This window comes from Apilactobacillus micheneri (assembly GCF_006493595.1).
Classification (GTDB): domain Bacteria; phylum Bacillota; class Bacilli; order Lactobacillales; family Lactobacillaceae; genus Apilactobacillus; species Apilactobacillus micheneri.
In genome coordinates this window covers 130,030-152,489 of the sequence record NZ_QUBI01000004.1, presented here as the reverse complement: position 1 = coordinate 152,489, position 22,460 = coordinate 130,030, and the positions used below count along the sequence as shown (strand labels likewise).

Sequence of the window (22,460 nt, the reverse complement as noted above, 5' to 3'; positions counted from 1 at the left end):
TATTTTAAATTGGATTCATATGTATAATGCCTTCGGCATTAAAGGCTTGATTGTAAGAAAACCAATTAAAGTATATTCTGGAAATTATAAACGAAAAGTGCTGCATTGGATGCACACTAACCACAGTTCGTATCCAGAAACAGCACTTTTCTTCAACATATCAGCCCCGAGCACCATCTTTGCTTGGGAGCGAAGATTGGAGACTAAAGGCCTAACTGGATTATACACTAATCGTGGCCCTAAAAAAATGAAATTAAATAATATTAAATTTAAATCGTTGAATAAATCTTTAAAGAATAAAGTTAATTATTATCTAATTAATTATCGTTATGAACAAATAAAACAAGAACATGGAGCTATTATTAATCACATAAAAAAATTAATTATTTTAAAAGATTCTCCATATCATTCATTTTAAAGAGTATTGGTGTAAGTAGAAGCTATTACTATCGTCATTTAAAAGAACACGATAAAGATATTAAATTAAAAAAGATGATTACTAAAATTAAACGTTTTAATCCAAACTATGGTTATCGACGTGTAACTTTAGCTTTGATTAATAACAACGTAGTTGTTAACCATAAAAAAGTTTTAAGATTAATGAAAGCATTAAAATTAACAACTAACAGTTATAATAAAAAGAGTAGAAAGTATAATTCTTACATTGGCGAAGTTGGACACACAGCTAAAAATAGACTTCACAGAAAGTTTAAGACTGATCGTCCATATCAAAAGCTAACAACTGATGTTAGTGAATTTAGATATGGTAATCAAGATATAAATCATAGAGTTTATTTATCACCAATTATGGACTTGTTTTCGGATGAAATATTAACATTTTCTATTAGTGAACATCCAACTGTGGACTTCACTATTAAGCCAATGAAAGCTTTGATTAAGACATTACCTAATTGAACTACCGTTCATAGTGATCAAGGTTTTCAGTATCAAAATAATAAATGGCAGAGACTATTAAAGAATAATCATATATTTCAATCCATATCCCGTAAAGGGACATGCTTAGATAATGCTCAAATGGAATCTTTCTTTCATATTATGAAAACAGAAGTCATGAATGTTAATTATGAAACAAAAGATTCGTTAATTAAAACAATGAAAAATTGGATTAAATACTATAATAAATATAGAATTAAAACAAAACTAGGAGGTAAAGCTCCGAAAGAATATCGGGAACTTTACCTCCTAGAAAATAAATAGTTGTTTCGTTTTAAGGGTTCACATCAACTTTGTATAAAAGTGTGATTATTTTTTATCTAATTTGATTATAATTTTTCATTGACTGACCAGTTACTGAATTTAAATCATTTAAAGCATCTTTAGGAGTTCCTGAATATAGTATTTTTCCACCATAACGACCGGCTTTGGGTCCAACATCTATCATCCAATCTGCTTTACTAATAACAGATAAATTATGTTCAACGATAATAACTGTATTGCCCGCATTAACTAAGTCATTAAATAAATTATTCATAATCGATACATCTTTCATATGAAGTCCAGCAGTAGGTTCATCCAGCAAATAGACAGTTCCAGTTTGATTAAGCTGCACTGCAAGTTTTAATCTTTGAACTTCTCCACCAGATAAGGTATCTAAAGACTGACCTAATGATAAATAATCCAAACCTACTCTTTGCATGTTAAGCAACTTATCACTAATTTCACCATGGTCATCAAAAAATACAATCGCATCAGCAATTGACATACTTAACACTTCACTAATATCTTTGCCATTATATTTATATTGAAGTGCTTCATCACTATATCTTTTACCATGACATTTTTCACAAGTTTGTATAACTGGATCCATAAAGGACATATTGGTAATTTGAACTCCTCTTCCCTTACATAATGGACATTTACCTTTGCCATTGTAACTAAATAATTGTCTAGAAACTTTATTAGCATCCCCAAATAACTTTCTAATATCATTTAAAATGTCTAAATAAGTTGCTGGAGTGGATCTAATATTAACCCCAACAGCATCTTGAGATAAATCTACATAATCTGTCGTTAGGTTACGCTTTACATCATCAATTAATGAGCTCTTACCTGAACCAGCAATTCCTGAAATGACAGTTTCAGCATTCAAAGGAATTTTAACATTTACATTTTTCAAATTATGAATATTTACATTTTGTAAATCAATTGTTTGGTCAAAGTCTCTAGTCTGATTAAATTGCAATGGTTCTTTCAAAAGTTTACCAGTTATCGTGTTACTTTCTAATAGCTCTGAATAACTTCCTTGAAATGTAACATTACCACCTTTTTTACCAGGCTTAGGTCCAATTTCTACAACATAATCAGCAATTGGAATTAATTCTGGATTATGTTCAACAACTAAGATAGTATTACCTTTATCTTTTAGTTTTTTCAAAGCATTGCTTATCAATTTGATATCAACAGGATGCAAACCAACACTTGGTTCGTCAAGAATATACACCATATCTGACAAAGAACTGTTCATATATTTAGCAATTTTAATTCTTTGAGTTTCACCACCAGACAAAGTATCTGTACTTCTATCAAGAGTTAAATATCCCAGGCCCAAATCAACTAATGATTGAATTTTAGTGCTAAGTTCTCTTATAAGATTTTGAACCAAAGGTATATCAATACTTGATAAAAATTTTAAAACATGAATTAAGTCTAATTTTAAGATATCTGCAATATTTTGATCATTAATTTTACAAGTTAAAACAGCCGGTCTTAATTTACTACCACCACATTTATCACAAACAGTTTGATTTACAATTTCAGCAATTGCCTTTTTATGATGTTGTCCCTCCTTACTTTCAATAATTGAACGTTTAATTCTAGGAACAACCCCTTCATATAAAATAGACTTACGCCATATTTTAGGTGCATCTTTTAAATGTTGTTGTGGTGCATATAAAAGCATATATAGTTCATGTTCACTATAGTCCTTAATCTTTTTATCATTATCAAATAGACCTGTATAACCATAACGTTTCCAACGCCAAGTTCCGGGGCCAAAGCTTGTAAAGGTAATAGCACCTTCATTAAGTGACTTATCATAATCAATTATTTTATCAGGATTAATATTATCAATATATCCTAATCCTTGGCATTTATCACACATTCCTTGTGGTAAATTAAATGAAAAGGTATCTGAATAACCAACCCATGGTTTTCCAACACGAGCAAATAATAATCTAATTAATGAATATATTCCTGTATAAGTAGCAAGAGTGGAACGTGGGTTTTTACCGACCTTTTTTTGTTGGATTACAATGGCAACCGGTAAATTATTAATTTTACCAACATCGGGTAATCCATACTTAGGTAAGTATTGCTGAGTAAAACTAGGAAAAGTTTCGTTCAATTCTCTTCTGGACTCAGCAGCAATCGTATCAAACACTAATGAAGACTTTCCAGCACCTGAAAGCCCCGTAAAAACGGTTATTTTGTGCTTCTTTATTTTAATATTTAGATGCTGCAAATTATTTTGATGAGCATCTTCTACATCAATAAAATCTCTTTCAGCCATGAAAATCCTCCTTTATTTACTATTACTATGATAACAAGCTTTTAGTTGTAATAATATTATTGCATATTCATAAATTGCAAAATCACTATAACATAAGCTATAATTTAGTTAGTTAATGAATTTGAATAATAATCGTATGGAAAGAAGATGTTAATACATGAAGGAAAAAACACTTAACCTAGTAATGTTTATTTACAGTTCTTATAAAGGATCAGAATTAAATTTTGCTAAAAGTTTAATTTCACATAATTTTGATGAAACTGTAGAATCAATTGAAAACGCAATGGAAGAATCTAAAAAGGCATTTAAAAAGAGACTGCTTGAACCAATTAAGATGCCCTCTGATAGTGTATCAATTGATTACAGTGCAGCTTTTGAAAAAATGACTGTTAATAAAATAACAAATATGGAACTACGTAAAAGAGCAAGACGCTGGTTAATAGCCGATGAAATGCTTAAAAAAATGAAAGAATAACAAAAAGCAATGACTAAAATGTCATTGCTTTTTTATTTCATTTCTTTATATAGTTTATAATAATTGACTGTTCCTAAACCGGTTGCTTGATTATAAGGCTTTCCTGGTTGTCCAACATAATAAATGTTACTATTATCATTTATAGAATCAATCGGGTTAAAAGGAGAATTACGAGATGTTGAATATGAATATATTTTAGGATTCCAAAGTCCCATTCTATGTTTAGCTTTAGCAACCATCAACGAATCCACCCCTGCTATTTGTGGAGCAACAATACTAGTACCCCCACTTATACTCCATTTATTATTATGGTAAACAGTATAACCAGACTGCGGATCACCATTGGCAACAATATCAGGTACATTCCTACCTGAATTTTCACCCGAAACTAAACTAGGAGCAGTATATTGTTGTGCATAACCAGAACTCATATCCCAATATTTAATAGCATTATAACTCCCTACACCTTTAATATTTTTTTGGTAAGCAGGGACAGAGTTTAACATACTAAATCCACCACCAGTTCCAGCAAAATAACTAGGGATAAAAATAGAGCTATTAGCCTCATATAATTTTAATTTATTAAAATATGGGTACAAAAAGTCATTAGACCAAGCGCGTTCTTTATTAATTCTTATACGTTGACCATTAATTGAATAATCGACCGGTATACTTGTGGCTCCTACAGAAGTTATATATGGAGATGATGAAGGAGATTCAACCGATAAACTAGTAACTCCACTTGAGATTCCATCATAGGCACCATTATCACCAGATGAATTGAATACACTAATACCTTGAGCAGCAGCTTGTTCTAAAATTAAATTAATTATTTGACTATATTTTTTGCTTAAAATACCTAATTTAATTTCTCTTTTAATCTCAGATTCACTAATCCCCCAACTCAATGATAAAGTATCAGATTTGTTATCACTAACAGCATCTGACAAACTAGTTAATAAACCGGAAATGGTTGGTGAAGATAAATATAAATTTAAATTAGCCTTAGGATTAACAAATCCTGCTTGTTCTAAGTCCATAGTAGTTTCATCACTGCTATTATTATCAATTGCTGTATCAGCATCATGATTATAAACTTTAATTCTACTAGTATTTCCAGAAGTTCCCATTTTGCGCCAATATGTTCCTACATCTGCTTTACTAAAATCACCAAAGGAAATAATTCCTATGGAAGTTTTCCCCTTAGAATTATCAGATAAAGGTGAAACATTATATCTATTAATAAATTTTTGTGGACTATTAGATTTCAAATCAGAATCAGAAACATTGTTACCATTATGATCTTTATGATCGATACCATCATAGTTTGTTAAACCAATTATATCAATAATATTTTTTTGGTATCTTTTAGGTAAAGTAAGTTTATGATTAGGCTTTATGACATTAGCCCCTGATTTATTTAAATTAATAAATTTAAATTTCAAAGCTTTCTGTATGTTTTTTATCGAACCATAGACTTTTAATATAAGATTTCCACGATATACTTTAACTTTTAAATGATATTTATAAAAGTACCTTTTTATTATATATATATTATTTTTATCCTGCCCATAACGATTACTAAATTGTTTAGTGGAAATAAATTTTTTGTTATTTTTATTTAAAATATATGTATTTAATGAATTCTGATGCTTTATTTTCATAGCAACTAAAAAACTGGATTTGGATTGTTGCGGTACAGTTGATGGATTATTTTTTATTTTTTCAGTCTTGATATTATTCTCGGCATAAACATTTGTTACTAAATGACTATTCTGCAAACAAAATAAAATAGTTATAGTAAAAAAAATATATATCCAATAATTTCGTCTTGTCATTGTACTAGTACACCTTTCAATAATTAAAATGCTAATCCCATGCCAAGTATAACATTTTTAATTATTATTAGATGCTTTTTATGTTATTATATTCATAATTAATAATTTACATAAGGAGAATTTATATGTTTAAAGATTTTAAAGCATTCTTATCTAGAGGTAGTGTAATTGATTTAGCCGTTGGTGTTATCATCGGTTCAGCATTTACAGCTATTGTTAAATCATTAACTACTGATTTGATTAATCCATTCTTAGGTTTATTCCTAGGACAAATTAATCTATCAGGTTTAGTATTCTCAGTTGGTAGTGCTCAATTCAAAGTTGGTTCATTCATTGAAGCAATTATTAATTTCATTATTATTGCATTTATCATCTTCTTAATGGTAAGAGCATTCAACAAATTAACTAAACGTGATACTTCAGCTAAAGAAAGTAAAACTGATGCATTACTTGGTGAAATTCGTGACCTATTAAAAGACGAAAAAAAGTAATCTAAACTTAAATAAAAAAATACCCTGATTTTTATCGGGGTATTTTTTATTTATCTTTATATAATATGATAGAATAATAATATTATTGTTGAAATTAAGGAGTTAATAATGGTGATAATTACTGCCGGAATGATTGGGGTTGGTAAAACTACCCTAACTGGAAAGATTGCTAAACATCTAGATACAAAAGCGTTTTATGAACCAGTTGGTGAAAATCCAGTTCTTCCACTTTATTATAAGAACCCTAAGCAATATGGATTCTTATTACAAATATATTTTTTAAATAAGCGTTTTGGAATGATCAAAAAAGCGTTAGCAGATGATAATAATATTTTAGACCGTTCAATTTATGAAGATGCCCTTTTCACTAAGCAAAATAATGCAGAGGGAAACATTACGGATATGGAATTAAAAATTTATTTATCTTTACTTGATAGAATGATGTCAGAATTAAAAGCTTTACCTAAAAAATCACCTGATTTAATGGTATATGCTGAAACCGACTTTGAAACCATTTTAAAGAGAATCAAAAAGCGTGGTCGTGATTATGAACAATTTGATAATAATCCCAAGTTAAAAGAATATTATTATAATATGTGGTCAGCATATAAAAAATGGTATGAAGAATATGACGCAAGTCCTAAAATGAAAATTGATTTGCAAAAATATGATCTATCTAATGATAAAAATACTGAAATCATATTAAAACAAATCGATAATAAATTAAAAGAAATAAGATAAGCAAAAAGCACTTTTGGTTAAAAGTAATATTAATCAAAAGTGCTTTTTTATTATTTAGATAATTCGGTAATTGATTGTGCATAAATAGACATCGCTAGTAATAAATCATCTATAGGTTGAAATTCATTAGCTTGATGCATAGTATCTTCTGTCCATGGGCACAAAGCACCAAAAGCCACTCCTCGTTTCATCATTCTTCCATAGGTGCCGCCACCAACAACTTCTGGTTTAGCTGATTTAGCACCAGATTGTTCACGATAAACATCAATCAAACGACTTACAATTGGATCAGCGGGATCTACATAATGCGGATCCATATTATCAGTGTTGTTAACACTTCCTGACAATGGCTTGATTGCATTTTCTAAGTGTTCACCAATTGTTGAAACAGAAATCCCCTTAGGATATCTAAAATTAGTATTTATGAATCCTCCATTTTGAGTATCGAATTTCATAATTCCAACATTCATAGTTAAATCACCCATTATGCCACTTGAATATGAAGTATCAAGTTTATGGCATCTTGAATCATCATGTAAATATTTAGCGATAAATGTTAAAAAGTTATTAGCATCACCAGTAAAATCATATTCGCTTAAAAACGTTGCTAGATAAGTTCCAGCATTAATACCGTTCTTAGGCTCCATTCCGTGTGCAGATTTACCAATTAAATGCAATTTAATTCCTTTTTCTGTAATCTCAGCATCACCATCTAAATTACTATCTTCCATAAAATTGGTAAAATCAGCATTCATGTCATCTTTATCATTAGTTAATACATAAGCATTGGCATCACGAGGAACCATATTCTCACGTAATCCTGAATCAAATGACTTCAATAATGTATCGGCATTATCAATTTGTTTGTTGTTAAATTTATTTTCAAACGTAGTGTTTCCCTTTTCACCGTTAATAACTGGAAATTCGGCATCTGGTGAAAAACCAAAGTCAGGTTCTGGCTCTAAGGCAAAATAATGTTTAATCCCAGTCCAATCACTTTCCTCATCAGTACCTACTATGAATCTGATTTTACAATTTGGCTTAATATTATTATCTTTCATTATTTTTAGTCCATAATATGCAGCTAAACCTGGACCTTTATCATCAGACGCACCACGACCATAAACATTACCATCTTTAATAGTCATATCAAATGGATCAGTATCCCATCCGGCACCTGCTGGCATAACATCGGCATGAGCCAAAATGGCTAAATTTTGATCTCCATCACCATACTCAATATAACCTACTAAATTATCTAAATTTTTTGTTTTAAAACCATCACGTTTACCAAAGGACAAATATTTTTTTAAAGCATCAGATGGTCCTTTCCCCAAAGGATGTTCTTTAGTTTTGTCTTTATCATTACGTTCACTATCAATAGCAATTAATTCTTTCAAATCTTTTAAATAAGAATCTTTATAAGATTTTGCTTGCTTTTTCCAATTAATCATAAAAAATTCCCCCTGATATCTTTATTTATATTTTAGCATAATCAGTTTTAATAGCTATAAATGAACTTTAAAGTCTTGTAATGATATAATTATGACATGGAATCTTCTTAGGAGGAATATTGTATGGATCAAATAACTAAAGATATTGTTAATAATACAATTAGAATAAGACCAAATAATAGTTATAAGGGAACATATGGCAAAGTTGGTTTAATTGGTGGTAACCAAAATTTTGGTGGTGCAATTATAATGGCCTCATCAGCGGCTGTTCATTCGGGTGCTGGATTGGTAACTACATTTACAGATAAAATTAATCTTTCAAGTTTACATGATCATTTACCTGAAGCAATGTTTGCCGATTATAACGATGAAGAAACATTAAAATCATTAATCCCTACTTTTAATGTTATTGTAATCGGTCCTGGATTAGGAACAGATACTAAAAGCTTAAAAATTTTAAATAAAGTATTTAATTTAATACAAAAAAATCAAATTGTTGTAATTGATGGATCAGCTATTACTATGATTGCAAAGCATAAAATAAAGCTTCCAAAAGCTATTAAAATTTTTACTCCTCATCAAATGGAATGGCAACGATTATCTAATATAAAAATAAAAGATCAAAATGAAAAACAAAATATGATCAAAGCTAAAGAATTAAATAGTATTGTAGTCTTAAAATCTCATCATACTGAAGTGTATAATTCTGATAGTGTTTTTCAAAATCCAGGTGGAACACCTGCTCAAGCAACTGGTGGTATGGGTGATACATTAGCTGGTATGATTGGAGGATTTGTTGCTCAATTTAATAACAAATACAATGCTGTTTTATCTGCGGTTTTTATGCATAGTAAAATTGCTGATGAATTAGCAAAAGATCAATATGTAGTATTACCTAGTCAAATAATTAAGCAAATTCCAAATTTTATGAAAAGATATGAAAAAAAGGTTTAGTCTGAAATGACCCCCAAAAGTTGGACAAGAAATTGTTCAATATTTTGGGGGTCATTTTTTGGTTAAATTTAGTTATGAATTTAAATTAAATGTTGTTTTAGAATATCTACAAGGATATGGTTCAACTTATCTTTGTAAAAAATATAATATTGTGAATAATAGTACTGTTTTGCTATGGATTTATATTCAGAAAAAATAATATCTTTTAATATTAGTAAACATCCAAATGTAAGTTTTACTTTAAAGGCACTAAATGAAGCAATGCTTAATCTAAAATCATTACCTTATAGAACTATTGTGCACAGTGATCAAGGTTTTCAATATCAACATCATAGTTGGGCTAATACATTGAAAAAATATAATGCGATTCAGTCTATGTCCCGTAAAGGGACATGCTTAGATAATGCACAGATGGAATCATTTTTTCATATTATGAAAAGTGAAATGATGAATATTCATTATAATACAAAAGAATCCTTAATCCATGCCATGAAAGCATGGATTAAGGATTACAATAATAATAGAATAAAAGAAAAACTAGGATACCAATCACCAAATCAATATTTGGGATTAATATCCTAGTAAAAGTTGTCCAACTTTTGGGGTTCACATCAATCAAACCTTTTTCTATTTAATGTGTAACATTTTTCTTAATTTATCTGATTGATGACCAATTACATAATCAGCGATTCTACTTTTGAGAGATAAGTAAGAATAAATAAATCCGCCAACAATAACAGCTAATGCGACTACTATAAAACTACCAACTCTACTATAACTATTTGTAAAAATACCTACTACTGTGTTGCCCAAGTAAACAGTAGCCAAGGCAACTAAATAAGTAACAAGAGAAAATATAAAAATAAAGTTTAACTTTTCTAGCATTTGATAACTTCTAAAACCAAACTGATTATCAAGAGACTTAATAATTAGTCCATTGGCAACTAAGAACCCAATAGCAGTTGAAATTAGTGGACCAAAAGTTCCAAAAATAAATATCAATGGTATTTGAAATATGCACTTAGCAATTGTCCCATATATAAAATATTTAACCGCTAATTTATTCTGCGAAATACCTTGCATCATTGCAGAAACAACAGTGAAAAGTCCTAAAAGAATAGAAATAACAGATGAAAAAGCTAAAACATTTGCAGCTAAATGATTATAGCCTGTACCATTAAAAACACGATTGAGTGGTCCAGCAACTGCAGTCATCCCTAAAGCAGCGGGAAACATTACGAATGAAAACAATACAAAACCACTAGATAATTGGTTACTGATACCATTTTTGTCTTTTTTGGTAAATGATTCAGATAATAATGGAACAACTGTAATAGCCATAGCAGAAGATAATGAAACAGTAATCATAATTAATTTATTAGAATTACCTGCAAATAATGCATATAAATTGTTTAATACATCTACTGAGTAGTTAGTTGAAATTTTCATAATATCAAAGAAAGTATATTGATCAATTAATTGAAATATTGAGATACCAGCACCTAAAATAATAAATGGAACTGCTTGTCTAATAATTTCTTTGTATAAGTGATTAGCGTTAACGTGAATCTCATTGTTACTATTTTCAATAAGATGACTATAGTATTTTCTACGTTTTAAATAATATATTCCAAGGATTATTAACCCTGCCAATGATCCAATAAAAGCAGCAAAAGTTGACTGTGTCACCGCAGTTGTCCAATTTCCATGAATTACTCGCATTATGAAAAATGCTGTAACTAGCATGTATATAACTCTAAATAATTGTTCTGCAAATTGTGATATTGCCGAAGGTGCCATGTCTTGGAATCCTTGGAAATAGCCTCGGGTTAAACTCATAGTTGGAATAATTAAAACTGCCCATGATAAAGAACGTATAACTGGAATAACATTAGGATTACCGTTATCTAATAGCGGTGCTCCAAAATATAAAGCTAATGCACATATTATACCAGTGGTAAAAGATAAAACTAATCCCCTTTTATACAATCGCAGACTTATCCCATATTCATTCAAGGAATTATAATGAGCCACTTCCTTTGCAATTGCTGATGGAATCCCAGCAATTGATATTATAAGGAACATGCTATAAATATTATATCCTTGTACATATAAAGCATTAGCTTGAAAATAAAGATTGCCAAACCAAATACTCCAGGGAATAATGTAAATTGCCCCTAATATCCTAGAAAGGATACTTCCTGCTGTCATCCAGGCAGACCCTTGGAGCATTTTATTCTGGGTCTGTTGATCACTATTTGTAATATTTTCATTTTGTTCTTGCATTCTATAGTCCTACTTTCAAATTTGTCTGACTTATTCATTTTAATCAAAATTTATAAAGTAAGCAAATCTAATAATAATAAAAAAGGGAGAACAAATCTCCCCATTTTTTATTTAGTTAGCAACAATATTAACAATTTTACCAGGGATAACAATTACTTTACGAACTGTTTTACCATCAGTGAACTCTTTAACTTTATCGTCATTTAAAGCAACTTCTTGAATTGCATCTTTTTGCATATCATTAGCAACTTTAATATGTGCTCTAACCTTACCGTTAACTTGAACAACCATTTGAATTTCATCATCAACTAATTTGCTTTCATCATATGTTGGCCATTTAGCATAAGAAATTGAATCTTCATGTCCCATCTTATTCCATAGTTCTTCAGTCATATGTGGAACAATTGGTGCAAGTAATTTAATAAAGCCTTCAATATACTTCAAATATAATGTATTTTGTTTATAACATTCATTAACAAATACCATCATTGTTGAAATAGCTACATTAAATCTAAGATTTTCGTAATCATCAGTAACCTTTTTAACCGTTTGATTATAAATCTTATCTAATTTACCATCATTAACTGTAACAATGCGATCACGCAAATGATTATTATCATCCATAATTAGTCGCCATACACGTTGAATCCATCTATTAGCACCATTTAAACCTTCAGTACTCCATGGCTTTGATTCAGTTAATGGTCCCATGAACATTTCATAAAGTCTTAATGTATCAGCACCATATTCTTCAACAATATCATCAGGGTTAACCACATTTCCTTTAGATTTAGACATTTTTTCATGATTAGTACCTAAAATCATCCCTTGGTTAACAAGTTTTTGGAATGGCTCCTTAGTTGGTACAACTCCTAAATCATAAAGTACTTTATGCCAAAATCTTGCATATAATAAATGAAGCACTGCATGTTCGGCACCGCCGATATATAAATCAACTGGCAACCATTTTTTTAGTAATTCTGGATCTGCTAGTTTTTTATCATTATGAGGATCAATATATCTTAAGTAATACCATGAGCTTCCTGCCCATTGTGGCATTGTATTAGTTTCACGTTTACCTTTTTTACCATTTTTGTCTACAACATTTACCCAATCATCAATGTTAGCTAATGGAGATTCCCCCGTACCAGACGGTTCAATATTTTTAGCCTCTGGTAATTTCAAAGGTAATTCATCTTCTGGAACTAATGATGTACTGCCGTCTTCCCAATGAATAACAGGAATTGGTTCTCCCCAATATCTTTGACGTGAGAAAATCCAATCTCTTAATCGATAATTAGTTTTAGCATTACCCGCATTATTATCTTCTAACCATTTAATAGCTTTTTCGATAGCTTCTTGTTTACCCATACCATCTAAGAAATCAGAGTTAATATGTTTTCCATCTCCGGTGTATGCCTCTTTAGAAACATCTCCACCTTCAATAACAGGCTTAATTGGTAAATCGAACTTATTAGCAAATTCATAGTCACGATCATCATGTGCAGGAACTGCCATTATTGCACCAGTACCATAACTAGATAATACATAATCTCCAATCCATATTGGTAATTTTTCACCATTAATTGGATTAATACCATATGCTCCAGTAAATACACCTGATTTATTTTTATTTAAATCAGTTCTTTCTAAGTCAGATTTAGTTGAAACTTCTTTTCGATATTTCTCAACAGCTTCTTTTTGATCAGCAGTTACAATTTTATCAACTAATTCATGTTCAGGAGCAAGGACCATATAAGAAGCACCAAATAAGGTATCTGGTCTAGTAGTAAATACTTCAATTTTGTCGTCATCATGACCATAAACATTAAAGAATACACTTGCACCTCTTGAACGACCAATCCAATTTTTTTGCATTTCTTTAATACTTTCAGGCCAATCTAAGTCATCCAAATCATCAATTAGACGATCAGCGTAAGCAGTAATTTTCAATACCCATTGAGTCATTGGAACACGGTATACTGGATAACCACCACGTTCTGTTTTACCATCTTTCACTTCTTCATTAGCAACAACTGTTCCCCCCATAAAATCAGGAGCCCAGTTAACTTCAATTTTATCTTCGTATGCTAAACCTTTTTTATAAAGTTGTTCGAAAATCCATTGAGTCCATTTATAATATTTTGGATCAGTAGTATCAACTTCTCGATCCCAATCATATGAAAATCCTAAAGACTTAATTTGTTCTCTAAAATGTTCAATATTCTTTTGAGTAAAAGTACCAGGATGATTACCAGTTTTTAAAGCATATTGTTCTGCTGGTAATCCAAATGCATCAAAACCAATTGGATGCAATACATTTTTACCCTGCATTCTTTTCATTCTAGACATTATGTCAGTTGCTGTATATCCTTCTGGATGTCCAACATGCAATCCTTGTCCTGAAGGATAAGGAAACATGTCTAAAGCGTAATAATTTTCTTTATTAGGATCATTTGTTGTTTTAAACGTATCATTTTTGGCCCAATATTTTTGCCACTTTTTTTCTATATCAAGATGATTGTAAGGCATTATATATTATTCCTCCTATAAAAATAATTATTAGATAATAAAAAAGTCCTACAAGTGAATATCAAAAATCACCTATAGGACGAAAGTTTCCGCGGTACCACCTAAAAATTCTTTGTATAACAATACAAAACTCTTTACGCTCCGTAACGAGGAAAACGTTTTAACCTATTATTTTCAGTTAAAAATTCAACGATGAGTTCAATTGATTAATTTCTAAATTCACAGCGTCCATTTAGTTTCTGAAAAAAATAATCAATTTACTAGTTCGTATCCACATTTTATTATCTATCAATTTAATTATTTATTATATTACCAGTCTATAAATTTAAAATCAAGTTTAACTAATATATTTTATAAATGATATAATTTAACTAATAAAAATTTCGGAAAGGATTTTATTATGAAATTAGAACCATCTTTAAGGTATAGTCATACGATAATGTCACAAGTAATAAAAAGTGGTGATAATGTTATCGATGCCACTGTAGGTAAAGGAAATGATACTGAATTTTTATCTAAATTAGTAAAAGAACATGGTAAAGTATACGGCTTTGATTTACAAAAAGATGCTATCAATATTACTAAAAAAAGACTAGAAAAAAATAATTTAAATAATACTAAACTATTCAATATTGGACATGAAAAAATTAAAGAATATGTAAAAGATAAAATTAATGGAGCAATTTTTAACTTAGGATATTTACCAGGTGGCAATAAAGATATAATAACAAAGCCCAAAACAACAATAACAGCAATTAAAGCATGTTTAGAATTGCTTGAAAAAGATGGCATTATAATATTGGTATTATATTATGGTCATCCTGGCGGAAAAACTGAAAAAAATGCAGTAATAGATTTTGTCAAAAATTTAGAACAAAAAAAATATTCTGTTTTAGAATATAAATTTATTAACCAGATAAATGAACCCCCTATCTTAATAGCTATTCAAAAAAAATAAAAAAGACACGATTTTAAATCGTGTCTTTTTTATTTATCAATTTTTTTATCAAACAAATTAATAATAATTACTAGTATAACTATTATTAAACAAAATAAGAAAACTTCATGCAAAGAATTATATAATATATTTTTTAAAGAATTAAGTACATTTTCAGATAAGTTCAAATGAGTTTTATAGTTGATAAATTCATTTATTTTATTAGAAGTAATGCCAGCATTAGAATGAAGAGTTCCTATCTTAATTTGTCTATTCATGACAATTTCTAAGATAGAGATAATAAATGTTTGTCCAAGGATCCTGCTTAAGCTATTAAACGAAGTAGCAACTCCTACTTTATCTTGTTCAACAATATTTTGAGAAGTAACAGTACTATTAGTAATAGTCAATCCAAAACCAATGCCACATAGTGATGATATAACAAAGAAATATATAATTGAAGAATTAATAGATAACAATATTAAGCATACAGCAGATATTATAGTAAAAATAGAGCCAATAATTGTTACATAAGAGGCACTACTTTTAGATAATAACCATCCTGAAAAAAATGAACCAATAATCCAGAATATTGAAATTGGGGTAATCGCTAATCCTGAAAAAGATGCTGATAAGCCCATAATTCCTTGAATCCAAATTGGCAGATAAATTTCCAACCCAAAAACAAAGCCACTCATTAATAATATAATTATATTTTGAATTATAAAAGTCTTATTATTAAATAATGACATTGGAATTAATGGATTAATAGTTCTATACTCGTTTCTTATAAATAAGACCAATGAAATTAAAGAAATAATTATTAGATAGTATATACTATTCATTGTATTAGGAATTGAATCCATTAATTGTATTACATACATTATTGAAAATAAAAATAATGATAAATATATTATTCCCAAATAGTCTATCTTTTGTTTAATACCAAAATTTTTTTCTTTAAAAAATAAAAGAATTATACAAATTGATAATATTATAATAGGTATATTTATGAAAAATATCCATCGCCAGTTAAATGTATCAACAACTATTCCGCCTAATAATGGAGCGATAGTTAAAGATATTCCCCAAATCGCACCATTTATTCCAATTAATTTAGATTTATTATTAAAAGGATATATATCAGATATTATTGTATATGTCATCGGCATAATAGCAGAAGAACCAATCCCCTGAATTGCACGCCAAAATATTAAAATTTCCATATTATTAGAAATACCTGAAAAAAAACTTCCAATTAAAAATATTAGTAATCCAGTTAAAAAAATCTTTTTTCTACCAAATTGATCAGATAGTTTTCCATATATTGGAGTAGTAACCACACTAGTCAATAAAAATATAGAAAAGACCCAGTTCATAAGAGAAACCCCATGGATGTCTCCTACTATTGATGGTAAGGATGTTGATACAATTGTTATAGAAATTGCACCAACAAAGGTAGATAAAAACAGTGCCATAGTAATCCAAAATCGATTATTTTTTTGTATCATATTTATTTTAACCCCCATAATAAAAGAAAAACGATTTAATTTGTATAAAAACAAAATAAATCGTTTTTTATTTTATTAAGCCTTATTATTTAAAAAATTATTTAATTCTTCGACTTTATCAGTCTTTTCCCATGGCAAATCAACATCTGTTCTACCAAAGTGACCATAAACAGCAGTCTGTTTATAAATAGGACGTTTTAAGTCAAGCATTTTAATAATTCCAGCGGGTCTTAAATCAAATATTTTTCTAACTGCTTCAATTAATGATTCTTCAGAAACACTAGAAGTATTAAAAGTATTAATAGAAATTGATACAGGTTCTGCAACTCCAATTGCATAAGCAATTTGAACTTCAACCTTTTTAGCTAATTTTGCAGCAACAATATTTTTTGCAATATATCTAGCAGCATAACTAGCAGAACGATCGACCTTAGTTGCATCTTTACCAGAAAAAGCACCACCACCATGATGAGCAGCTCCTCCATAAGTATCAACTATAATCTTACGACCAGTTAAGCCAGCATCTCCTTGTGGCCCACCAATTACAAATCTTCCAGTTGGATTAATATAATATTTAGTCTTTGAACTTAAAAATTCATCTGGAATTACTTGTTTAATGACTTTATCAATAATATCATTTCTTATTTGATTCAAAGTAACATCTGGATCATGTTGAGTACTTAAAACCACTGTATCAACTAATGTAGGAACATCATTATCATCATATTCCACTGTAACTTCTGCCTTAGCATCAGGTCTTAAATATGGTATTGATCCATTCTTTCTTAATTCAGTAATTTTACGCATCAAATTATGACTCAATGAAATAGGTAAAGGCATTAATTCAGGAGTTTCATCTACGGCGTAACCAAACATTAAGCCTTGATCCCCTGCACCTATTTTATCTAATGCATCTTCACTATTGTCTCTTTTTTCAACAGAATCATCTACACCTTGTGCAATATCAGGTGATTGTTCGTCAATAGCAACTAATACAGCACATGTATTTCCATCAAATCCATATTGGTTATTATCATAACCAATATTTTTAATTGTTTCTCTAACTACTTTTTGTATATTTACATATGCTTTTGTTGTAATTTCACCAAAAACTAAAACCAAACCTGTTGTAACAGAACATTCACAGGCCACTCTAGAATCAGGATCTTGTTTTAACATTTCGTCTAAAATAGCATCACTAATTTGATCAGCAATTTTATCAGGATGTCCTTCTGAAACAGATTCTGATGTAAATAAATGTCTTTCTTGCATTTAATTATTCCCCCTACGATTTTGGTTACAAGGCATCTTCACTACTAGGTGAATCCTATCGGGAATACGCTCATAACTTTTATAAGCATATCACAAAATTACAACATTTAAAAGACTATTGTAACAGTAAAAAAATAAACGATAAGCACTAAATTGCTTATCGTTCTTTGATTAGATTTATTCGATTATAATTATACCGGAGGTGGGGTTCGAACCCACACGATCTATACGATCACTGGATTTTGAGTCCAGCGCGTCTGCCAATTCCGCCACTCCGGCAAAATATATTAATGAAAAATTAAAGGCGGTAATCGGATTTGAACCGATGATAAAGGTTTTGCAGACCTCTGCCTTACCACTTGGCCATACCGCCATTTAATATAATATTCAACTGGGCTAGCTGGATTCGAACCAGCGCATGATGGAGTCAAAGTCCATTGCCTTACCACTTGGCTATAGCCCAATTAAAAAGGGCGGTAGGTGGGAATCGAACCCACGCGTGTCGGATCCACAAACCGATGTGTTAACCACTTCACCACTACCGCCATAGCAACATAACAGGGATAGTAGGAGTTGAACCCACATCAACGGTTTTGGAGACCGGTATTCTACCATTGAACTATATCCCTATTTAAAATGGAGGAGAGTGGATTCGAACCACCGAACCCGAAGGAGCGGATTTACAGTCCGCCGCGTTTAGCCAGACTTCGCTACTCCTCCATAAATGGCGCGGGACAGAATCGAACTGCCGACACACGGAGCTTCAATCCGTTGCTCTACCAACTGAGCTACCGAGCCAAACCATTTATGTTATGCTATAGATTATTTAATTATATGTTGTAATAAAACAACAACGGTTCGTACGAGACTCGAACTCGTGACCTCCTGCGTGACAGGCAGGCGTCCTAAACCAACTAGACCAACGAACCAGTCCAATATTTGGATGGAGGATACAGGGCTCGAACCTGTGACCTCCTGCTTGTAAGGCAGATGCTCTCCCAACTGAGCTAATCCTCCAAATAATGACCCGTACGGGATTCGAACCCATGTTACTGCCGTGAAAGGGCAGTGTCTTAAACCACTTGACCAACGGGTCATATTAAAGTTATAACGGAGAGTAAGGGATTCGAACCCTTGAAACAGGCTTTGACCCGTTTACATCATTTCCAATGATGCTCCATCGGCCAACTCGGACAACTCTCCAAGACCATAACTAACTCCGAATGTCAGACTCGAACTGACGACAACCTGATTAACAGTCAGGTGCTCTACCAACTGAGCTAATTCGGAATAATAAGCGCGGCAACTTCCTACCCTTGCAAGAGGCGATCCTCTAACTACTCTCGGCGTTTAGAAGCTTAACTGCTGTGTTCGGCATGGGAACAGGTGTATCCTTCTAGCTATCGCCACCACACTATTTATCTGAAAGAACTTCGTTCTTTCAAAACTTTAGAGAACAACCTTACTTGGTTAAGTCCTCGACCAATTAGTACTAGTCCGCTCCATACATTGCTGCACTTCCACTTCTAGCCTATCTACCTAATCATCTCTTAGGGGTCTTACTTCCATAAAGGAATGGGAAATTTCATCTTGAGGTGGGTTTCACACTTAGATGCTTTCAGCGTTTATCTCAACCATACATAGCTACCCAGCAGTGCCCCTGGCGGGACAACTGGTACACCAGCGGTATGTCCATCTCGGTCCTCTCGTACTAGAGATAGCTCCCCTCAAATTTCCTACGCCCGCGACGGATAGGGACCGAACTGTCTCACGACGTTCTGAACCCAGCTCGCGTACCGCTTTAATGGGCGAACAGCCCAACCCTTGGGACCAACTACAGCCCCAGGATGCGATGAGCCGACATCGAGGTGCCAAACCTCCCCGTCGATGTGAACTCTTGGGGGAGATAAGCCTGTTATCCCCAGGGTAGCTTTTATCCGTTGAGCGATGGCCCTTCCATATGGTACCACCGGATCACTAAGCCCGACTTTCGTCCCTGCTCGACCTGTCTGTCTCGCAGTCAAGCTCCCTTGTGCCTTTACACTCTGCGAATGATTTCCAACCATTCTGAGGGAACCTTTGGGCGCCTCCGTTACTATTTGGGAGGCGACCGCCCCAGTCAAACTGCCAATCAGACACTGTCTCCCACCACGATAAGTGGTGCGGGTTAGAGTGTTAGCACAGCGAGGGTAGTATCCCAACAATGCCTCCACCGAAACTAGCGTTCCGGTTTCCACGGCTCCTACCTATCCTGTACAAGCTATGTCAACACCCAATATCAAATTACAGTAAAGCTCCATGGGGTCTTTCCGTCCTGTCGCGGGTAACCTGCTTCTTCACAGGTATCTCAATTTCACCGAGTCTCTTGTTGAGACAGTGCTCAGATCGTTACGCCTTTCGTGCGGGTCGGAACTTACCCGACAAGGAATTTCGCTACCTTAGGACCGTTATAGTTACGGCCGCCGTTTACTGGGGCTTCGTTTCTGAGCTTCGCCGAAGCTAACTCATCCACTTAACCTTCCAGCACCGGGCAGGCGTCAGCCCCTATACTTCATCTTACGATTTTGCAGAAACCTGTGTTTTTGATAAACAGTCGCCTGAGCCTTTTCACTGCGGCTGCACGTTAGTGCAGCACCCCTTCTCCCGAAGTTACGGGGTCATTTTGCCGAGTTCCTTAACAAGAGTTCACTCGCTCACCTTAGGATACTCTCCTCGACTACCTGTGTCGGTTTGCGGTACGGGTAGTTAATTACTCACTAGAAACTTTTCTCGGTAGCGTGACATGGCTCACTTCTCTACTATAATTCGATCCTCATCACAGCTTGTCAACCCGCTGAAAAGCATTTCACTCTTCAACTGACTCACTGCTTGAACACACAATCCAATAGTGTGCACGAGTTAGCCTTCTACGTCCTTCCATCGCTCAAACATAATTAACTAGTACAGGAATTTCAACCTGTTATCCATCGCCTACGCCTCTAGGCCTCGGCTTAGGTCCCGACTTACCCTGGGAGGACGAGCCTTCCCCAGGAAACCTTAGTCATTCGGTGGATTAGATTCTCACTAATCTTTCGCTACTCATACCGGCATTCTCACTTCTAAGCGCTCCATCAGTCCTTACGGTCTAACTTCATTGCCCTTAGAACGCTCTCCTATCACATGACTACGTCATGTCCACAATCTCGGTAATATGCTTAGCCCCGGTAAATTTTCGGCGCAAAATCACTCGACTAGTGAGCTATTACGCACTCTTTAAATGGTGGCTGCTTCTGAGCCAACATCCTAGTTGTCTATGCAACTTCACATCCTTTTCCACTCAGCATATATTTAGGGACCTTAATTGGTGGTCTGGGCTGTTCCCCTTTCGACGGTGGATCTTATCACTCATCGTCTGACTCCCGGACATATAAATCAATGGTATTCGGAGTTTATCTGAATTTAGTAACCYATGACGGGCCCCTCATCCAAACAGTGGCTCTACCTCCATGATTCTAARTCCGAGGCTAGCCCTAAAGCTATTTCGGAGAGAACCAGCTATCTCCAAGTTCGTTTGGAATTTCACCGCTACCCACATTTCATCTCAGCACTTTTCAACGTACACGAGTTCGGCCCTCCGGTGCGYTTTACCGCACTTTCAGCCTGAACATGGGTAGATCACCTGGTTTCGGGTCTATCTCAACATACTCAAACGCCCTATTCAGACTCGCTTTCGCTATGGCTCCAATCTTTTCATCTTAACCTTGCATGTTAACATAACTCGCCGGTTCATTCTACAAGAGGCACGCTATCACCCATTAACGGGCTCTAACTGTTTGTAAGCACATGGTTTCAGGAACTATTTCACTCCCCTTCCGGGGTGCTTTTCACCTTTCCCTCACGGTACTGGTTCACTATCGGTCACTAGGGAGTATTTAGCTTTGGGAGATGGTCCTCCCGGATTCCAACGACGTTCCACGTGTGTCGCTGTACTCAGGATCCTGAACTGAGGTTAAATGATTTCATCTACGGGGCTATCACCCTGTATCGCTTACCTTCCCAGATAATTCGATTATCGTTTAACTTGGTAACTCAAATGTTCAGTCCTACAACCCCAAAGAGCAAGCTCTTTGGTTTGAGCTGTTCCCCGTTCGCTCGCCGCTACTTAGGGAATCGAAATTTCTTTCTCTTCCTGTGGGTACTTAGATGTTTCAGTTCCCCACGTCTGCCGCCAAATTAGCTAATTCGATTAAGGTTATCGAGTTTCCTCATTCGGAAATCTCCGGATCAAAGCTTACGTACAGCTCCCCGAAGCATATCGGTGTTAGTCCCGTCCTTCATCAGCTCCTAGTGCCAAGGCATCCACCATGCGCCCTTCATAACTTAACCTAATTCATCACTACGTGATGTTTGGTTAATTGAGTATTATACGAATAAAACTATTTAAAAAACTCAAAATAACGC

The 22,460-nt window shown here is 33.0% G+C and carries 17 protein-coding genes, 12 tRNA genes, 2 rRNA genes, 1 riboswitch and 1 other annotated feature; of the genes, 10 read left to right on the top strand and 21 right to left on the bottom strand.

Features of this window, described 5'->3' with window-relative positions; all coding sequences use genetic code 11:
* The 3 genes from DY123_RS05915 to DY123_RS07630 form a co-directional block, all read left to right on the top strand.
* On the top strand, positions 1-418 hold a 418-nt coding region (locus tag DY123_RS05915; RefSeq protein ID WP_140936435.1), incomplete at its 5' end, for a helix-turn-helix domain-containing protein.
* Entirely contained in the window at positions 379-915 is a 537-nt protein-coding gene (locus DY123_RS05910) for an IS3 family transposase (protein ID WP_369073619.1), read from the top strand. The genes DY123_RS05915 and DY123_RS05910, both read left to right, overlap by 40 nt.
* Before the next feature lie 72 nt (positions 916-987).
* Entirely contained in the window at positions 988-1,218 is a 231-nt protein-coding gene (locus DY123_RS07630) for an IS3 family transposase (protein ID WP_225427236.1), read from the top strand.
* Positions 1,219-1,270: 52 nt separating this feature from the next.
* Here the strand turns inward: DY123_RS07630 and DY123_RS05900 are convergent, their stop codons facing one another.
* The gene (locus tag DY123_RS05900) at positions 1,271-3,529 is read right to left on the bottom strand and encodes an ATP-binding cassette domain-containing protein (RefSeq protein WP_140936434.1); all 2,259 of its coding nucleotides are present in this window, start codon (positions 3,527-3,529) and stop codon (positions 1,271-1,273) included.
* Between the two features lie 157 nt (positions 3,530-3,686).
* Here DY123_RS05900 and DY123_RS05895 point away from each other — a divergent pair, with 157 nt between their 5' ends.
* Entirely contained in the window at positions 3,687-4,004 is a 318-nt protein-coding gene (locus tag DY123_RS05895) for a hypothetical protein (protein ID WP_108983241.1), read from the top strand.
* 32 nt (positions 4,005-4,036) lie between these two features.
* Here DY123_RS05895 and DY123_RS05890 read toward each other — a convergent pair whose 3' ends face one another.
* Positions 4,037-5,785: a S53 family peptidase gene (locus tag DY123_RS05890; RefSeq protein WP_181398820.1), complete on the bottom strand. Its 1,749-nt coding sequence runs from the start codon at positions 5,783-5,785 to the stop codon at positions 4,037-4,039.
* A 182-nt stretch (positions 5,786-5,967) separates the two neighbouring features.
* On the opposite strand from DY123_RS05890, the gene mscL reads away from it, so the two are divergent.
* Both mscL and DY123_RS05880 read left to right on the top strand, forming a co-directional pair.
* The gene (gene mscL / locus DY123_RS05885; RefSeq protein WP_140925232.1) at positions 5,968-6,333 is read left to right on the top strand and encodes a large conductance mechanosensitive channel protein MscL; all 366 of its coding nucleotides are present in this window, start codon (positions 5,968-5,970) and stop codon (positions 6,331-6,333) included.
* A 108-nt stretch (positions 6,334-6,441) separates the two neighbouring features.
* Positions 6,442-7,074: a deoxynucleoside kinase gene (locus tag DY123_RS05880; RefSeq protein WP_108983200.1), complete on the top strand. Its 633-nt coding sequence runs from the start codon at positions 6,442-6,444 to the stop codon at positions 7,072-7,074.
* Positions 7,075-7,124: 50 nt separating this feature from the next.
* Here DY123_RS05880 and pepV read toward each other — a convergent pair whose 3' ends face one another.
* Positions 7,125-8,528: a dipeptidase PepV gene (gene pepV / locus DY123_RS05875; RefSeq protein WP_140936433.1), complete on the bottom strand. Its 1,404-nt coding sequence runs from the start codon at positions 8,526-8,528 to the stop codon at positions 7,125-7,127.
* 123 nt (positions 8,529-8,651) lie between these two features.
* On the opposite strand from pepV, the gene DY123_RS05870 reads away from it, so the two are divergent.
* The 3 genes from DY123_RS05870 to DY123_RS05860 are packed head-to-tail and all read left to right on the top strand — an operon-like array spanning position 8,652 to position 10,064.
* Positions 8,652-9,482 (top strand): NAD(P)H-hydrate dehydratase, encoded by an 831-nt coding sequence (locus tag DY123_RS05870; RefSeq protein WP_140925236.1) that lies wholly within the window; start codon positions 8,652-8,654, stop codon positions 9,480-9,482.
* A gap of 58 nt (positions 9,483-9,540) precedes the next feature.
* Complete coding sequence (locus DY123_RS05865; protein ID WP_140925238.1) at positions 9,541-9,681, top strand: transposase; 141 nt, start codon at positions 9,541-9,543, stop codon at positions 9,679-9,681.
* The gene (locus DY123_RS05860) at positions 9,657-10,064 is read left to right on the top strand and encodes a DDE-type integrase/transposase/recombinase (protein ID WP_140925240.1); all 408 of its coding nucleotides are present in this window, start codon (positions 9,657-9,659) and stop codon (positions 10,062-10,064) included. The genes DY123_RS05865 and DY123_RS05860 overlap by 25 nt, the downstream gene beginning before the upstream one ends.
* A gap of 45 nt (positions 10,065-10,109) precedes the next feature.
* Here DY123_RS05860 and DY123_RS05855 read toward each other — a convergent pair whose 3' ends face one another.
* Complete coding sequence (locus tag DY123_RS05855) at positions 10,110-11,768, bottom strand: putative polysaccharide biosynthesis protein (RefSeq protein WP_140925242.1); 1,659 nt, start codon at positions 11,766-11,768, stop codon at positions 10,110-10,112.
* A 111-nt stretch (positions 11,769-11,879) separates the two neighbouring features.
* Entirely contained in the window at positions 11,880-14,300 is a 2,421-nt protein-coding gene (gene leuS / locus DY123_RS05850) for a leucine--tRNA ligase (RefSeq protein WP_140925244.1), read from the bottom strand.
* Between the two features lie 72 nt (positions 14,301-14,372).
* Positions 14,373-14,583, bottom strand: a binding site (T-box leader).
* Between the two features lie 117 nt (positions 14,584-14,700).
* Here leuS and mnmM point away from each other — a divergent pair.
* Positions 14,701-15,258 (top strand): tRNA 5-(aminomethyl)-2-thiouridylate-methyltransferase MnmM, encoded by a 558-nt coding sequence (gene mnmM, locus DY123_RS05845; protein WP_140934741.1) that lies wholly within the window; start codon positions 14,701-14,703, stop codon positions 15,256-15,258.
* Between the two features lie 29 nt (positions 15,259-15,287).
* Here mnmM and DY123_RS05840 read toward each other — a convergent pair whose 3' ends face one another.
* The 16 genes from DY123_RS05840 to DY123_RS05765 all read right to left on the bottom strand — a co-directional run bounded on the left by DY123_RS05840 (position 15,288) and on the right by DY123_RS05765 (position 22,385).
* Complete coding sequence (locus tag DY123_RS05840) at positions 15,288-16,748, bottom strand: MDR family MFS transporter (RefSeq protein ID WP_140925246.1); 1,461 nt, start codon at positions 16,746-16,748, stop codon at positions 15,288-15,290.
* 75 nt (positions 16,749-16,823) lie between these two features.
* Positions 16,824-18,020, bottom strand: coding sequence for a methionine adenosyltransferase (metK, locus tag DY123_RS05835; protein ID WP_140925248.1), 1,197 nt, complete (start codon positions 18,018-18,020; stop codon positions 16,824-16,826).
* Positions 18,018-18,101, bottom strand: a riboswitch (SMK box riboswitch). It overlaps the preceding gene by 3 nt.
* 113 nt (positions 18,102-18,214) lie before the next feature.
* A tRNA-Leu gene (locus tag DY123_RS05830) sits at positions 18,215-18,299 on the bottom strand.
* Between the two features lie 23 nt (positions 18,300-18,322).
* Positions 18,323-18,393: transfer RNA gene (locus DY123_RS05825), tRNA-Cys, on the bottom strand.
* 18 nt (positions 18,394-18,411) lie between these two features.
* Positions 18,412-18,483 (bottom strand) — tRNA-Gln (locus tag DY123_RS05820).
* A gap of 9 nt (positions 18,484-18,492) precedes the next feature.
* A tRNA-His gene (locus DY123_RS05815) sits at positions 18,493-18,565 on the bottom strand.
* A gap of 13 nt (positions 18,566-18,578) precedes the next feature.
* Positions 18,579-18,649 (bottom strand) — tRNA-Trp (locus DY123_RS05810).
* Positions 18,650-18,657: 8 nt separating this feature from the next.
* Positions 18,658-18,740 (bottom strand) — tRNA-Tyr (locus DY123_RS05805).
* Between the two features lie 5 nt (positions 18,741-18,745).
* A tRNA-Phe gene (locus tag DY123_RS05800) sits at positions 18,746-18,818 on the bottom strand.
* A 56-nt stretch (positions 18,819-18,874) separates the two neighbouring features.
* Positions 18,875-18,949 (bottom strand) — tRNA-Asp (locus tag DY123_RS05795).
* A 15-nt stretch (positions 18,950-18,964) separates the two neighbouring features.
* A tRNA-Val gene (locus DY123_RS05790) sits at positions 18,965-19,037 on the bottom strand.
* Between the two features lie 6 nt (positions 19,038-19,043).
* A tRNA-Glu gene (locus DY123_RS05785) sits at positions 19,044-19,116 on the bottom strand.
* A gap of 15 nt (positions 19,117-19,131) precedes the next feature.
* A tRNA-Ser gene (locus DY123_RS05780) sits at positions 19,132-19,223 on the bottom strand.
* 14 nt (positions 19,224-19,237) lie between these two features.
* A tRNA-Asn gene (locus DY123_RS05775) sits at positions 19,238-19,310 on the bottom strand.
* A 7-nt stretch (positions 19,311-19,317) separates the two neighbouring features.
* Positions 19,318-19,434: ribosomal RNA gene (rrf, locus tag DY123_RS05770) — 5S ribosomal RNA — on the bottom strand.
* Between the two features lie 52 nt (positions 19,435-19,486).
* Positions 19,487-22,385: ribosomal RNA gene (locus tag DY123_RS05765) — 23S ribosomal RNA — on the bottom strand.
* Positions 22,386-22,460 lie beyond the last annotated feature (75 nt).

What these genes read in the sequence shown, in the direction of transcription:
- pepV (WP_140936433.1), bottom strand. Translation starts at nt 8,528, where the DNA reads ATGATTAATTGGAAAAAGCAAGCAAAATCTTATAAAGATTCTTATTTA.
- DY123_RS05855 (WP_140925242.1), bottom strand. Translation starts at nt 11,768, where the DNA reads ATGCAAGAACAAAATGAAAATATTACAAATAGTGATCAACAGACCCAG.
- DY123_RS05870 (WP_140925236.1), top strand. Translation starts at nt 8,652, where the DNA reads ATGGATCAAATAACTAAAGATATTGTTAATAATACAATTAGAATAAGA.
- DY123_RS05880 (WP_108983200.1), top strand. Translation starts at nt 6,442, where the DNA reads ATGGTGATAATTACTGCCGGAATGATTGGGGTTGGTAAAACTACCCTA.
- mscL (WP_140925232.1), top strand. Translation starts at nt 5,968, where the DNA reads ATGTTTAAAGATTTTAAAGCATTCTTATCTAGAGGTAGTGTAATTGAT.
- DY123_RS05840 (WP_140925246.1), bottom strand. Translation starts at nt 16,748, where the DNA reads ATGATACAAAAAAATAATCGATTTTGGATTACTATGGCACTGTTTTTA.
- DY123_RS05900 (WP_140936434.1), bottom strand. Translation starts at nt 3,529, where the DNA reads ATGGCTGAAAGAGATTTTATTGATGTAGAAGATGCTCATCAAAATAAT.
- mnmM (WP_140934741.1), top strand. Translation starts at nt 14,701, where the DNA reads ATGAAATTAGAACCATCTTTAAGGTATAGTCATACGATAATGTCACAA.
- leuS (WP_140925244.1), bottom strand. Translation starts at nt 14,300, where the DNA reads ATGCCTTACAATCATCTTGATATAGAAAAAAAGTGGCAAAAATATTGG.
- metK (WP_140925248.1), bottom strand. Translation starts at nt 18,020, where the DNA reads ATGCAAGAAAGACATTTATTTACATCAGAATCTGTTTCAGAAGGACAT.
- DY123_RS05860 (WP_140925240.1), top strand. Translation starts at nt 9,657, where the DNA reads ATGGATTTATATTCAGAAAAAATAATATCTTTTAATATTAGTAAACAT.
- DY123_RS05895 (WP_108983241.1), top strand. Translation starts at nt 3,687, where the DNA reads ATGAAGGAAAAAACACTTAACCTAGTAATGTTTATTTACAGTTCTTAT.